The organism is Mammaliicoccus fleurettii (assembly GCF_003970575.1).
In the GTDB taxonomy this organism is placed as follows: Bacteria; Bacillota; Bacilli; order Staphylococcales; family Staphylococcaceae; genus Mammaliicoccus; species Mammaliicoccus fleurettii.
The window spans coordinates 13655-28745 of record NZ_RXWZ01000043.1 but is presented as its reverse complement, the minus strand read 5'-3'; the positions used below and the strand labels follow the sequence as shown (position 1 = coordinate 28745).

General features: G+C 31.6%; 16 protein-coding genes. 7 read left to right on the top strand and 9 right to left on the bottom strand.

All coding sequences use genetic code 11. From position 1 onward, the window contains the following. Positions 1-17 precede the first annotated feature (17 nt). The 9 genes from recF to dnaA all read right to left on the bottom strand — a co-directional run bounded on the left by recF (position 18) and on the right by dnaA (position 7993). Positions 18-1133 carry a DNA replication/repair protein RecF gene (recF, locus tag CD129_RS03690; protein WP_078357192.1) on the bottom strand — a complete coding sequence of 372 codons (1116 nt, stop codon included), beginning with the start codon at positions 1131-1133 and terminating at the stop codon, positions 18-20. 3 nt (positions 1134-1136) lie between these two features. Beyond that, positions 1137-1367: a S4 domain-containing protein YaaA gene (gene yaaA / locus CD129_RS03685; protein WP_239701244.1), complete on the bottom strand. Its 231-nt coding sequence runs from the start codon at positions 1365-1367 to the stop codon at positions 1137-1139. A gap of 192 nt (positions 1368-1559) precedes the next feature. Continuing rightward, the gene (locus CD129_RS03680; protein ID WP_078357190.1) at positions 1560-1973 is read right to left on the bottom strand and encodes a disulfide oxidoreductase; all 414 of its coding nucleotides are present in this window, start codon (positions 1971-1973) and stop codon (positions 1560-1562) included. Between the two features lie 15 nt (positions 1974-1988). Continuing rightward, the gene (locus CD129_RS03675) at positions 1989-2720 is read right to left on the bottom strand and encodes a DsbA family protein (protein WP_107509107.1); all 732 of its coding nucleotides are present in this window, start codon (positions 2718-2720) and stop codon (positions 1989-1991) included. 126 nt (positions 2721-2846) lie between these two features. Then, positions 2847-4091 (bottom strand): ABC transporter permease, encoded by a 1245-nt coding sequence (locus CD129_RS03670; protein ID WP_078357188.1) that lies wholly within the window; start codon positions 4089-4091, stop codon positions 2847-2849. Further along, positions 4084-4983 (bottom strand): ABC transporter ATP-binding protein, encoded by a 900-nt coding sequence (locus CD129_RS03665; RefSeq protein ID WP_115336933.1) that lies wholly within the window; start codon positions 4981-4983, stop codon positions 4084-4086. Before CD129_RS03665 ends, CD129_RS03670 begins: the two co-directional genes overlap by 8 nt. 5 nt (positions 4984-4988) lie before the next feature. Then, positions 4989-5228, bottom strand: a complete 240-nt coding sequence (locus CD129_RS03660; RefSeq protein ID WP_078357186.1) for a helix-turn-helix transcriptional regulator — start codon at positions 5226-5228, stop codon at positions 4989-4991. A gap of 124 nt (positions 5229-5352) precedes the next feature. Then, complete coding sequence (gene dnaN / locus CD129_RS03655) at positions 5353-6486, bottom strand: DNA polymerase III subunit beta (protein WP_078357185.1); 1134 nt, start codon at positions 6484-6486, stop codon at positions 5353-5355. Between the two features lie 166 nt (positions 6487-6652). Continuing rightward, positions 6653-7993: a chromosomal replication initiator protein DnaA gene (gene dnaA, locus CD129_RS03650; RefSeq protein ID WP_115336932.1), complete on the bottom strand. Its 1341-nt coding sequence runs from the start codon at positions 7991-7993 to the stop codon at positions 6653-6655. A gap of 558 nt (positions 7994-8551) precedes the next feature. Here dnaA and rpmH point away from each other — a divergent pair. From rpmH to noc, 7 genes are all read left to right on the top strand, one after another. Further along, the gene (gene rpmH / locus CD129_RS03645; protein ID WP_016999186.1) at positions 8552-8689 is read left to right on the top strand and encodes a 50S ribosomal protein L34; all 138 of its coding nucleotides are present in this window, start codon (positions 8552-8554) and stop codon (positions 8687-8689) included. 97 nt (positions 8690-8786) lie between these two features. Further along, positions 8787-9131: a ribonuclease P protein component gene (rnpA, locus tag CD129_RS03640; RefSeq protein ID WP_078357183.1), complete on the top strand. Its 345-nt coding sequence runs from the start codon at positions 8787-8789 to the stop codon at positions 9129-9131. Between the two features lie 29 nt (positions 9132-9160). Next, positions 9161-9973, top strand: coding sequence for an RNA-binding cell elongation regulator Jag/EloR (gene jag / locus CD129_RS03635; RefSeq protein ID WP_115337919.1), 813 nt, complete (start codon positions 9161-9163; stop codon positions 9971-9973). A gap of 113 nt (positions 9974-10086) precedes the next feature. Further along, the gene (gene mnmE, locus CD129_RS03630) at positions 10087-11466 is read left to right on the top strand and encodes a tRNA uridine-5-carboxymethylaminomethyl(34) synthesis GTPase MnmE (protein WP_115337918.1); all 1380 of its coding nucleotides are present in this window, start codon (positions 10087-10089) and stop codon (positions 11464-11466) included. Positions 11467-11481: 15 nt separating this feature from the next. Then, positions 11482-13356, top strand: a complete 1875-nt coding sequence (gene mnmG / locus CD129_RS03625) for a tRNA uridine-5-carboxymethylaminomethyl(34) synthesis enzyme MnmG (RefSeq protein WP_078357180.1) — start codon at positions 11482-11484, stop codon at positions 13354-13356. Next, a complete protein-coding gene (rsmG, locus tag CD129_RS03620) occupies positions 13357-14073 on the top strand; it encodes a 16S rRNA (guanine(527)-N(7))-methyltransferase RsmG (RefSeq protein WP_115337917.1) in 717 nt (238 codons plus the stop codon). Between the two features lie 40 nt (positions 14074-14113). Then, complete coding sequence (gene noc, locus CD129_RS03615; protein ID WP_115337916.1) at positions 14114-14953, top strand: nucleoid occlusion protein; 840 nt, start codon at positions 14114-14116, stop codon at positions 14951-14953. Positions 14954-15091 lie beyond the last annotated feature (138 nt).

Here is a 15091-nt window from a genome sequence, read left to right as displayed (position 1 = left end):
TCCACCTTCACTTTCATCTACTCAATAATGTTGCCTTTAGATACATTAAATACCTTGGCATCTTTCATAATCTCATGTTCAATTCCATCAACAGATGTTGTCGTAACAAAAGTTTGAACCTTTTCTTGAATTGTACTTAATAAATGGGTTTGTCGTTTATCATCAAGTTCACTCAACACATCATCTAATAATAAAATTGGATATTCTCCAACAACTTGATTAATTAACTCAATCTCTGCAAGCTTTATAGATAATGCTGTTGTACGTTGCTGTCCTTGTGAACCATAAATCTGTACATTCATATCATTAACATGAAAACTAATGTCGTCTCTATGTGGTCCAAACCTTGCACTTCCACGCTCAATCTCTTTATCCATAGATTCATTAAGCAACTCACAAAAAGCATTCTTTAAATCAGCTACATTGTGATGTGTTTCAGCAAGCTTAATGTTAGGTTCGTAATGAACCATTAAACTTTCCTTATCACTCGTTATACCTTGATGAATCACTTCTGCAATCTTTTCTAATTCACTAATAAAGTGTGCACGTTTCAAAGTCACATTTGCTGCCGCTTCTGAAAATTGATCGTTGAATACTTCTAACATTGTTCGATCTTTCATTCTCCCAATTTGTAACATTTTGAGGTAATGATTTTTTTGTTTAAGTAATCTCTGATAATTAGATAAATGATTTAAATAGACCGCAGACATCTGACCGAGTTCCATATCAATAAAACGTCGTCTTATTTGCGGGCTACCCTTTACAATATTTAAATCTTCTGGTGCGAACAATACCACATTTAAATGGCCAATATATTGCGTTAAACGACTCTGTTCTAGATGATTGACTTTCGCCTTTTTGCCTTTTTTCGTAATGATTAAAGAAATAGGCATCGATCCATGGCGATAACTTAGTTCACCTTCTATTTTACCATACTCTTCACCAAACTGTATGAGTTCTTTGTCATTTGAAGTCCTATGACTTTTAGCTAATGCCAAAGTATAAATAGATTCTAATAAATTCGTCTTACCTTGAGCGTTCTCACCGATCAAAATATTCACATTTGGATTAAATTGAAGTGTGCATTTATCATAATTTCTGTAATTAGTTAAAGTAAGCTTTTGTAGTATCATAATTTATTCACTTTGATGGTTAATACGAAATTTGCCCTCTGAAGGAATTTCAATTAAGTCACCATCATGTAATTTTTTTCCACGACGAATCTCACGTTCACCATTTATTAATACTTCTTCATCTTGGAGGAACCATTTAGCTTGACCACCCGTTCCAATGACGCCTTCATTTTTTAGGAATTGACCTAAAGTTATATCGTCTTCAACTGAGATATCTTGTACCACTATCTTCACTCCAATCTTAATTAGTCATCTCTATATTATACCTTTTTTTCACTAAAAAATCATGTTTTATGTACAATTCATTTTAAGATAAATAAATCTTCAAAAAATTTATATTCAAACTAAAAAAATATCCCAATCCGAAATTAAATTTTAACGGATTGGGATATTTTTGATAATAGAAATTTGTCTAGACTTACGTCATTAAATTTCTTTATCTTTTTTAGAGAATATTAATAACAAGCTGATTGATAAGAATGCTATTCCTGCTAAAAACGGTATTGTTATGAATCCAAATATATTTATATATTCTGATGAACACGGAACACCTTGCGTACATGGTTTAATTTCAGCAAAGCCAGGTACTTTTTGTTCTAAGTAGTGCCATGTTGAGATTAATAGTCCAATTATTGAAAATGGAAGTGCTATTTTCTTAACGCTATAATCGTTTTGGAACGATCCGATTCCTAAAATAATGACTAAAGGATACATACATATTCTTTGATACCAACAAAGCGTACATGGTATAAATCCTTGTATTTCACTGAAATATAAACTACCTAACATAGCTAATAAAGCTATAACCCAGGAAATAAATAGTGCATATTGCTGCTTCAAATATATCACCTATTTTTATTTATTTTTCTTTTCGATTGCTTGATCGATTGCTTTAGATACTTTGTCATAATCCATTGGGTCTGACAACACTTTACCATCTATGACAACTGTAGGCGTGATATCTACATCATATTTATTTGTTAAGTCTGAATCATTCTTCATTTGTTTATACGGTTCTGAATTTCTATCTTCTACTAGTTTCATGATTTGATCTTTTTTACTTTGATCAATATCTAAACCATCTACTGCTTTTTTAACTACCTTCAAATCTAACCATTCGTCATCAGTTTCAGCATTATGATCATCTGGTTGAGCTTCAAATAATGCTCTATGATAATCCCAATATGCATCTGGTGCTACTTTATACACAGCGTGTGCTGAAGCACCTCCTAATTCTGAACCTTCACCATGAAATGGTGCATTAACGAATCTATATTCAACTTTATCTTTATCGATATAGTCTTTTTCTATTTGATCCATGTAGTTTGTTTCGAATGCTTTACATGCTGGACATTTAAAGTCTCCAAATTCAATAATTTGAACTTTAGCTTTATCTTTTTTCTGTGTTGGATTATCTTTTGTATCTTTTGATAAATCTGTTGCTTTAACAGTTCTATCAAATAGACTTTCTTCTTTATTGTCACTGCCGCTTCCACCAAACACAACTAGTAATACAATACCTACTACCACTACAAGTATTGCTATCATCAGAAACATAATATTACTATTACTATTTTTATTCGCCATATTTACCCCTCAATCTCTTATGTTGATAATATAAATTTTATACTATCATACAAAGAAATTCTATATTATTCACTAAAAATTCATTAAGGTTTTGTGACAAATTGGCTTTTTATATGGTTTTTAAAGTTATTTAGTAATATTTAATGCATTCTTTAGATTTTTAATAATACCTTTTTCATACGTAAGTACACTGCCTCGATATGTTCTAGCTGCGAATAAAAGTAAAATAATGCAAGTAACGATTGAAATCACAATTCCTAAAATTAAGTGCCATTCAGGTGTGCTTTCAGAAGTTGTTCTTAGCAACATTACCATTGGCGATAGCATTGGAATGAAGCTCGTTATTTTAACAAGCATTGTATCAGGATTAGATATGCTGAATATTGCAATATAGAAAGCGCCTAATGATATAAATGTGACAGGCATCATAGATTGAGCAAGATCTTCTATACGGCTCGTTAATGCCCCTAGAATAGCCGCTAATGAAATATAGGATATTACCCCTAAAATTAAGAATATAGCTCCATATACGATGATTCTAGTTGTCTCAGGACCATATTCAACACCAGCTGACTCGAATAGACCTTTTAAATCAAATGCAAAGATACTAATTACGATTGCGAGAACAATAAAGAATATTTGAGTGAATGCGACAGATATAATAGCTAATATCTTAGCTGTAACGTGTACTGAAGGCTTCACACTCGTTACAATCATTTCAATTACGCGAGTAGTCTTCTCAGTCGCAATCTCTGAACCTATTTGGTTAGCATAATTTATAGTTATAAAGAATGATAAGAAGATGATGATATAAACAACAGCTGAATTTAACGCTTGAACTTTCGGGTTAACATCACTCGATTGTTTATCTTTGTCAGATTTAATTTCTTCTGTTTTTACATCACTAGGTGTATTCAATGTTTTTAAATCATCTTCTGATAAATTTAATTTTTGAGCTGTTAATGATGATTGCATTTGGCTAAGTGTTGATTGCAAAGTCATTTTTTCGCTTTCACTAACATTACCTTTTTCGTAAATCTTACCGTCTACTTTTTCACCTTTTACCTTAACTTCAATAAGACGTTTATACTTTTCATCTTTAACGCCCTTCTTACCTTTTTCAAGAGTTACTTTTTCGACTTTTTCTATATCATCATTTTGTTTATATTGTTTTTCCAGTACTTTATAAATCATATCGTTATCTGATTGAATCGCTACTGTTTTACTATCGTTGTCGAAGAAATCAATAATTTTATCGACATTACTTAATGCAAATACAAAAATCATAAAAATCGCTGTCATTATGATAAAAGATTTACTTTTCACTTTTTGCATATACGTTAAATTAAATGTTGTCCAAAATTTATTCATGTTTCTCACCCACCTTAGCAATAAATATATCGTTTAGTGATGGTTCAGCAACTTGGAATCGTTTAAGATATCCTAATTTTGTAACACTTTGATATATATTTTCTGCGTATGATTCATCAGAAATTGTGATTTTAACGCCTTTTTTAGTCTCTTTGAAATCTTCGACACCTTCAAATTCTTTTAAAAATTCAAAATTATGAGCACCTTCAATGAAAATATCTTTCTTTCCGAAATCATCTTTAACTTTGTCTATAGAACCTGAGACAATCGCTTTCCCTTTACTCATAATGCAAATGTAATCACAAAGTTCTTCAACATGCTCCATTCTGTGAGAACTAAATATAATCGTTGTGCCTTGGTCTTTAAGATCTTTAACTGCCGACTTAAGTAATTCAACATTTACAGGATCTAGACCACTAAATGGTTCATCAAGAATTAGTAATTCTGGCTTATGAATAATAGCTGCGATTAATTGAACTTTTTGCTGATTACCTTTTGATAATGCTTCGATCTTTTTTTCTTTATTTTCAAATGCATCAAATCTTTTCAACCAATAATCTAGCTCTTTTTCGATGTCTTTTTTTCTCATACCTTTTAATTCTGCTAAATATTGCACTTGTTCCCAAACTTTAAGTTTCGGGTGTAGACCTCTTTCTTCAGGCAAATAACCAACTGTATTAGTCATAGAATAATCAATCGGTTTGTCATCAAAAGAAACGACACCAGTTGTTTTAGGTAATAAACCTAGAATCATACGGAAAGTAGTTGTTTTACCTGCACCATTTCCACCTAAAAATCCATACATTTTCCCTTTTGGAACTTCCAAATTAACATCATGTACAGCTACAAAGTCATTAAATTTTTTAGAAACATTTTTAATTAGTAATGTCATAACTTTTACTCCTTTTTGTTGGATTTTATTTCTGAAATGTCTATATTTTCATCATTTTCAAAAATAAATAATTCATCAATGGAAATTTCAAATACTTGAGAAAGCTTATGTGCTAATACTAATGTCGGATTAAATTTATAACGCTCAATAGAATTAATCGTTTGTCTCGACACATTGACCAATCGAGATAATTCACTTTGAGTCATTTTTCTACTCGTTCGATATTCATAAACTTTATTTTTCAATTCATCACTTCCTGGCAAGTTAACTTTACAATAAAATATTTAGTACTCTATGTCAAGTTTACTTGACAATTAACGACAAAAAAATAAGAAACTCACTAATTAAAGTGAGTTTCTTAAAAAATTATTAGTATGTTCTAATCGGTAAAATTAGTTGAATTAATGTTTCATCATCTTTTGGTTTAAGAATAAATGGTCTCATCGTTCCAAAAAATTCTACTTGTACTTCATCATTATCAATTGCTTTTAATGCATCCATCATATATTTAGAGTTGAACGAAATCTTTAACGATTCACCTTCAACGTTATCTGTAGACACATCTTCTTTTACAGTACCAATTTCTGGTGAAGTTGATGATAATTCTAATTTATCTACATCAGTTGATAATTTAATAACATTATTTCCACCTTCACGTGCTAATAATGATGCACGATCAATAGCGTGATAGAACTCACTATTATCCAAAGTTAATTTAGTTTCATAGTTTTCAGGGAATAATCTTGTCGTATCTGGATAATTGCCTTCAAGTAAACGTGAAATAAAGTTTATATGACCTACTTTGAATAAAACTTGGTTGCTTGCAAAGAATATATTGATATCTTCTTCAGAATCCGAAACTATTTTATTTAATTCAGATAAAGCTTTACCTGGAATAATAACATTTTTATCTTCTATTTCTTCATCTTCAAGTTTTAATTTTCTTAATGCAAGTCTGTGTGAATCTGTTGCAGTACAGGTTAATTCATTATTTTGTATCAACCAGTTTACACCTGTTAACACTGGGCGTGTTTCTGACGTGGACACTGCAAAGTTTGTTTGCGCGATTATATTTTTTAATACCTTGATTGGTAATTTGATTGCATCATCTTCGGATACTTGTGGCAATAAAGGATATTGATCTGGATCTAAACCACTAACGTTAAATTCTGAATGTCCTGAAGTGATAAGTGTTTTGAATTGATCGTTTGTTGATAGATTAACTGTTTTACCTGGTAATTTTTTAACGATATCTACAAAGAAACGTCCTGGAAGTACTACAGAACCTTTTTCTTCAATATCTACAATTTTTTCACCATCAATATTTTGATTTATTGTTATTTCTATCGATATCTCAGAGTCTGATCCTGTTAATATGATGCCTCTATCGGTAGCATCGATTTTTATACCTGTAAGTATTGGTAATGTTGTTCTTGGTGAAATTGCTTTTAATGTGTCATTCAATTGATTAAGAAAGTAATCTCGTTGAATAGTAAATTTCATAACTTATAAAACTCCTTCCAGTCGTTATATATTTAATTATATATCTTTTAAAATCATAGTAATAGTCATAGGGGCTGTGGATTGGTGGATAAGTGGTTTAAAAACGTGATACAAAAGTTATTCACATGTTAATAAACTGTGTATGGATGTGCACAACTTATCCACATTATCCACGGATTTGATTTTCTAGTTGTTCTAAATCAGATTTGAGTTCTGGATTGTTTACTAAATCTTTTTTAATCTTTTCATGCGCATGAATTACTGTTGTATGATCTCGACCACCAAACTCTTCACCAATTTTTGGTAATGAGAAATCTGTAAGTTCGCGAGAAAGATACATCGCAATTTGTCTAGGATATGCAATAGATTTTGTACGTTTTTTGGCAGCAAAGTCTTCTATACGGATATTATACATTTTACCAACTATTTGCTGAATGTCTTGAATAGTAATTTTAGTGGATCTAGGTGTAGAAATAATATCTTTAAGCGCTTCTGCTACTAAATCAGTATTAATTGGTTTATTTCTAAGCTTAGAATAGGCTAACACTCTTGTTAAAGCACCTTCTAATTCACGAATATTAGATTGAATTGAATTTGCGATATAAGTCAGAGCTTCTACCGGTAAATCTAAGTTTTCTTCTTCAATTTTCTTTTGTAGAATAGCCATTCGTGTTTCAAAATCAGGCGGTGTAATATCTACAATTAAACCCCATTCAAAGCGTGTTCTTAAACGATCTTCTAAAGTAGGAATTTCTTTAGGTGGACGATCACTTGAGATAACAATTTGCTTTTTATTTTGGTGTAAATCATTAAATGTGTGGAAAAATTCTTCTTGAGTTTGTTCTTTCTTTTGAATGAATTGAATATCGTCTATTAGTAGAACATCTATATTACGATACTTGTCTCTAAAGCTTTCAGTATCATTTTTTCTTATAGACTTAATAAATTCATTTGTAAATTTTTCACTAGATGTATATAGTACATTTGCATTTGGATTCTGTTCAAGTACGTAGTGACCAATCGCATGCATTAAATGTGTCTTACCTAAACCAACACCACCATATATAAACAGTGGATTATAAGCATTGGCTGGTTCTTCAGCAACAGCTAATGAAGCAGCGTGTGGAAACTGGTTACCAGGTCCAATAACAAATGTATCAAACGTGTTGTTACTATTAAGTTGGCTGTTTATTACTTCTTCATGCTCTTCGATTTCTTTTGATTTTTTCGGTTGCACAGCGAAATCTTCACTTTGCAAATCTTCTTCTGAAATAAATTTAACTTGAACTTTGTCGCCAATGACATCATAGATGAAATTAATGACATGTTCATGATATTTATTGGTTAACCACTCAGCAACAAAAGGACTTTGTGCAACGATTATTGCACGATTACTATCTATTTGATGTAAGTAAGTGCCTTTGAACCAAGTATTATAACCAGCAGAAGCGATTTGATCTTCAGCAATGGATAACACTTGCTCCCAGATTTCTTCTTTTGAATTCATAAAAGTCCTCTTTCTAATTTAAATTTATTGAGTTATACACATAAAATAAGACTGTTGATAAAGAAAACCACAAGGTGTGAATAATTATCCACAACTTACACACAAACGGTGGATAACTCAACTTTATAATTCTCTTGTCCACAATCTTTACACTAATATTTTCATGTAGTAATCATAGTAGTATCAATACTTTGTATAACTTATCCACACAATTATACTTTTAAACAAAACAAGTTGTCAAATACATGTGAATATGTGTAGAAAGATAATATTATGCTGTGAATAAGAAAAAATAGTTATATGATTATCCACAAAATGTTTGTGATGCATTGTGAATAAGTGGATAACTCGATTTTTTGATTACGATAAATTTCTTCTTGATTTTTAAAAACTGTTTTGTTATAGTTTAGTAGTTATTGAAATTGTGACAAATCACATGTATGGTATAAATAATTTTGAAACTAATCTTCTGATCTGATATATATAAATGAATATCATACAAACAATTATCTAACTATAAATTAGATACTAACGAATAAATAATGGAGGTGCTCTTAAATGGTAAAACGTACGTATCAACCAAATAAGCGTAAACACAGTAAAGTACACGGTTTCCGTGCACGCATGAGTTCTAAAAACGGTCGTAAAGTATTAGCTCGCCGTCGTCGTAAAGGTAGAAAAGTATTATCAGCTTAAGATCACTGAAGAGCAGTGGTCTTTTTTTTGTTTTAATTGATGTAATTGTTTTGTATAATGAACAATAATTAAGTGATGTATTGTGGAGTGGATGTTTGTGGAAAAGGCTTATCGTATTAAGAGAAATAATGATTTTCAAAGAATTTATAAAAAAGGTAAGTCAGTTGCTAATAGACAGTTTGTTATTTATACAGCAGAAAATGATAATGAACATTTCAGATTAGGCATAAGTGTTTCAAAGAAATTAGGAAATGCTGTTACTAGAAATAGAATAAAAAGGTCTATTAGAGAATGTTTTAAGAATCATAAAGAAAATATTATTCCTAAAGACATCATTGTTATCGCTCGAAACCAAGCTGTTGATTTAGATGTACTTGAAACACAGAAGAGTTTAGAGCATGTATTGAAGATTGCTAAAGTTTTTAATAAACGTATTCCTTAAGTATTGAAATATTACTAGGAGGTTGCAGGATGCTTAAATCACGCTATGAAGGACAATCAGTAGAACAAGCACTACAACAAGGTTTAGAAGATTTGGATGTTCAAGAACAACAAGTAAGAATTGATGTTATTAAAGAAGGTAAAAAAGGTATTTTTGGATTTATGAAACAGGATGCACAAATTGAATTAACTGTAATTGATCCAGAACTTAAACAGTTTGAATCAATTGAAGCATTAAAAAATCGTCATCAACAACTTGAAGAGGTTGATGAATCATCAAATAATGTTCATATTCAGCAAGAAGAAACGGTTCAAGAGCGTAATGATGATGTTCAAAATGATATTCAGTCAGAAGAAGATATACATGAACACAGTAATCAGAAAAAAGATTCATTAAATGAAGTAGCACAAGATACATTAGAATATGTACTTAAAATAGTAAGAGAAATGAATATTGATGTAGATGGTTCGTATGAAGTTAAGTCTCATACAATTTATATTAATATGACTTCAAATAATGCTGCTTATATAATAGGTAAGCGTGGACAAATTTTAAATGCGCTTCAAATTGTAGGACAAAATTATATGCATCAATTCGTGAAAGGTTATTATACGCTTATATTAGATATAGAATCTTATAGAGAAAAGCGTAAAGAAACTTTAGAACAGTTGGCAATTAATATGGCTAAAAAGGCTATCCAGACAAAGAAACCTGTTAAATTAGAGCCTATGCCAAATTTCGAACGAAAAATAATGCATCAAGCAGTTAGTAAGATTGAAAATATCGAAACGTACTCTGAAGGAAGAGAACCACATCGATATTTAGTCATTAAGAATAAATGATAATAGTCGGAGTGAGTGATCTCGCTCCGCATTTTTTCGAACAATATATTCGAAAAATAGAACAAAACCATTTACAATCAATAGAATAGTTACTAATGGTGGAGGAGAAAAACATGGAATTAGATACAATTACAAGTATCTCAACGCCTATGGGTGAAGGTGCAATAGCAATAGTACGATTAAGTGGCCCGGATGCCTTAAATATTGCTGATCGTATTTATAAAGGAAAGAAACAACTCAATGAAGTAGCATCGCATACAATAAATTATGGTCATATTATTGATCCTGATTCAGAAGAAGTTGTTGAAGAAGTAATGGTAGCCGTAATGAAAGCACCCAAGACTTTTACAAGAGAAGATATCGTTGAAATTAACTGTCATGGTGGTCTTGTAACTGTTAATCGTGTACTTGAATTAACTTTATCAAATGGTGCAAGAATGGCTGAACCAGGTGAATTCACAAAGAGAGCATTTTTACACGGACGTATTGATTTATCACAAGCAGAAGCGGTCATGGATTTCATAAGATCTAAGACGGAACGCGCATCGAAGGTAGCCTTAGGGCAGATGGAAGGGCGTCTAAGTAATCTAATTAAAGGTCTAAGACAATCTATTTTAGAAATCCTTGCACAAGTGGAAGTAAATATAGACTATCCAGAGTATGATGATGTCGAAGAAGCAACTGCGCAATTCCTTTTAAAGGAATCTAGGCATATTGAGAATGAAATTGATCAATTATTAAGAACTGGCCAACAAGGAAAAATCATGCGTGAAGGTCTATCTACAGTAATAGTAGGGAAGCCTAATGTAGGTAAAAGTTCGATGCTTAATAACTTAATTCAAGATAATAAAGCTATCGTGACTGAAGTTGCAGGAACTACACGTGATGTATTAGAAGAATATGTTAATGTTCGTGGTGTACCGCTAAGACTTGTAGACACAGCTGGTATTCGTGAAACTGAAGATATAGTAGAAAAAATCGGTGTCGAAAGATCTAGAAAAGCATTATCAGAAGCAGATTTAATTTTATTTGTACTTAATTACAATGAGGCATTAACAGAAAATGATTATCAATTATTTGATGTCATTAAAGATGAAGATGTTATTGTTATAATAAATAAAATGGACTTAGAACAAAACTTAGACATGGATCAATTAAAAGACATGATAGGTGACCATCCATTAGTACAAACGTCGATGATAGAACAACAAGGAATAGAAGAACTTGAACAAAAAATTTCAGAACTATTCTTTGGTGGACAAGTTCAGTCTCAAGATATGACATATGTCTCTAATTCTAGGCACATTGCACTTTTAAAAGATGCGAAAATTTCAATTAATGATGCAATTCAGTCAGCTGAAGACGGCGTACCTATAGATATCGTACAAATTGATTTAATTAAAACATGGGAATTGCTAGGAGAAGTAATAGGTGAAGAGGCGAGTGATTCGCTAATCGATCAACTGTTTAGTCAATTCTGTTTAGGAAAATAAAAAGGAGGAAAAATTTTGACACAAAAATATGACGTTATTGTTGTCGGAGCAGGGCATGCTGGGGTAGAAGCAGGATTAGCTTCAGCTAGACGTGGCGCAAAAACACTTATGCTTACAATCAATTTAGATAGTGTAGCATTTATGCCATGTAACCCATCAGTAGGTGGACCAGCTAAAGGTATAGTAGTGAGAGAAATCGATGCACTTGGTGGTCAAATGGCTAAGACAATTGATAGAACACATATTCAAATGCGTATGTTAAACACTGGTAAAGGTCCAGCTGTTAGAGCATTGCGTGCACAAGCTGATAAAGTGTTATATCAACAAGAAATGAAACGTGTGATAGAAGACGAACCTAACCTTGATATTATGCAAGGTATGGTAGAACGTTTAATTATAGAAGATAATAAAATTAAAGGCGTTGAAATGGTTATTGGATCAACTTATGAAGCTGATGCAGTTGTATTAACTACAGGTACGTTCTTACGTGGCGAAATCATTTTAGGAAATTTAAAATATTCAAGTGGTCCAAATCATCAAATGCCATCACTAAAATTAGCTGATCATTTGAAAGAATTAGGCTTTGAAATAGTTCGTTTCAAAACAGGAACACCACCACGTGTAAATGGAAATACTATAGATTACAGCAAGACTGAAATTCAACCAGGTGATGATGTCGGACGAGCATTTAGTTATGAAACGACAGAATATATTTTAGATCAATTACCTTGTTGGTTAACTTATACTAATGAACATACACATAAAGTTATTGATGATAATTTACATTTATCTGCAATGTACTCAGGTATGATTAAAGGAACTGGTCCAAGATATTGTCCATCAATTGAAGACAAATTCGTAAGATTTAACGATAAACCAAGACATCAATTGTTCTTAGAACCAGAAGGACGCCAAACTCAAGAAGTTTATGTACAAGGCTTATCTACAAGCTTACCGGAAGACGTTCAACGCAAAATGTTAGAGACAATCCCAGGTCTTGAAAAAGCAGATATGATGCGTGCAGGATACGCAATTGAATATGATGCAATTGTTCCAACTCAATTATGGCCAACATTAGAAACGAAACTTGTAACTAATTTATTCACTGCAGGCCAAATTAATGGTACTTCAGGTTATGAAGAAGCGGCTGGTCAAGGATTAATGGCTGGTATTAATGCTGCAGGTAAAGTACAAGGTAAAGAGGATGTTGTTTTACGTCGTTCAGATGCATATATTGGTGTATTAATTGATGATTTAGTGACGAAAGGTACAAATGAGCCTTATCGTTTATTAACTTCACGTGCTGAACACCGTCTATTATTAAGACATGACAATGCAGATTTAAGACTAACGGATATTGGTTATGAATTAGGCATGATTTCTGAAGAACGTTATGCTAAATTTAACCAAAAACGTGATGCGATCAGCGGAGAACAAGACAGATTAAAAGGTATTCGTATTAAACCGAATGAACACACACAAAGTGTTATTGAAAGTCGTGGAGGCGCAGCACTTAAAGATGGTATTTTAGCATTAGATTTATTACGTAGACCAGAAATGGACTATGATGCTATTATGGAAATCTTAGAAGAAGAATCTCCAGTAAGTGCAGATGTTCAAGAACAAGTTGAAATTCAAACTAAATACGAAGGTTACATCCAAAAATCATTAGCACAAGTTGAAAAAATGAAACGTATGGAAGATAAAAAAATACCTGAAAATATAGATTATGATGCAATTAACAGTTTAGCTACTGAAGCACGTCAAAAACTTAAAGAAGTAAACCCATTAGATATTGCACAAGCTTCACGTATTTCAGGTGTTAATCCTGCAGACATTTCAATATTGCTTGTTTATATTGAACAAGGTAAAATTCAGAAGGTGAAATAGATGAACGAACAAACATTTATTAATTCATTAAAAGAATCAGGTATAGAAATTACAGATAAACAATTAAAACAATTTGAAATTTATTTTGAAACGCTAGTAGAGTGGAATGAAAAAATTAATTTAACAGCAGTGACTGAAAAAGAAGAAGTCTATTTGAAGCACTTTTTTGATTCTGTTTCACCTAGCTTTTATATAGATTTCAATAAAATTGAGTCTGTATGTGATGTAGGTGCAGGAGCAGGATTTCCAAGCATTCCATTAAAAATAATTTATCCGCATTTGCAAATTACAATAGTAGATTCATTAAATAAACGAATTAAATTTTTAAATGAATTAGCAGCTGCCTTGGACTTAGACAAAGTAAACTTTGTTCATGATAGAGCTGAAACATTTGGAAAAAGTAATTATCGTGAAAGTTTTGATCTTGTAACAGCTCGTGCAGTCGCAAGATTATCAGTACTAAGTGAACTTTGCATACCTTTAGTTAAAAAAGGTGGCCAATTTGTAGCTCTCAAAGGTGCACAAGGCAATGAAGAGTTAGAAGATGCACAATTTGCTATTTCTGTCCTAGGTGGTCAAGTGAATGAAGTATATGACTTCACTTTACCTTTAGAAGAAAGTATGAGACAAATTATTACGATAGATAAATTAAGACAAACACCTAAGAAATATCCAAGAAAACCAGGAACACCAAACAAAGAACCTATAACAAAATAATTCCTGGGAAATATGTATGAACGAAAGTAGGTATATTGAGATGAAAAAGCCTTTTTCTAAATTATTTGGACTTAAAGACAAAGAATTAGAACATATAGAAGAAGCTAGAGCTGAAGGTAATGTAGCGATAATTTCAACAGAAAGAATTGTGCCAAACCGTTACCAACCGAGAAAAGTATTTGATGAATCAAAAATTAAAGAATTGGCACAATCTATAAGAGAACATGGATTATTACAGCCTATTGTAGTTCGTCCAATTGAAGAAGGTATGTATGAAATCATTGCTGGAGAGCGAAGATTTCGTGCAATAAAACATAACGATTTACCTGAGACTGAAGTAATCATTAAACCGTTAAACGATAAAGAAACAGCAGCAGTTGCATTGATTGAAAATATTCAACGAGAAAATTTATCAGCTATAGAAGAAGCGGAAGCATATAAAAAACTGCTTGATCTAGAAGGTATAACACAACAAGATTTAGCCGCAAGCATGGGAAAAAGTCAATCATTCATAGCGAACAAATTAAGATTGCTTAAATTATCAGAACCAATCATTATTTCATTACAAAAAGGTGAAATAACTGAAAGACATGCAAGAGCAATGTTAGGTTTAGATGACGATGGTCAACAAGATGTCTTAACAACAATTCAATCACAAAATTTAAACGTAAAACAAACAGAAGATCGTGTTAAAAAAATACGAGGATCAGAAAAAGTAAAAGCTAAACAATTTCAATTCGAACAAGATATTACAGAAGCACTTGATACACTCGGACAAAGCATTAAAAATGTTGAAAAAGAAGGTATTAAAGTAAAACGAATCGATGAAGAACATAAAGACTTTTACGAAATTACGATTAAAGTGTATAAAAGAAAATAATGAAAAAGTCTAAGACAATTATTTTGTCTTAGATTTTTTTTATTTATTTACAAGTGCGAAATCATTACAGATGTAGCATTGTATTTCCTAAAAAACTCATTTATAATTATGTAAACGCTTGCACTTACAAAGGGGGAT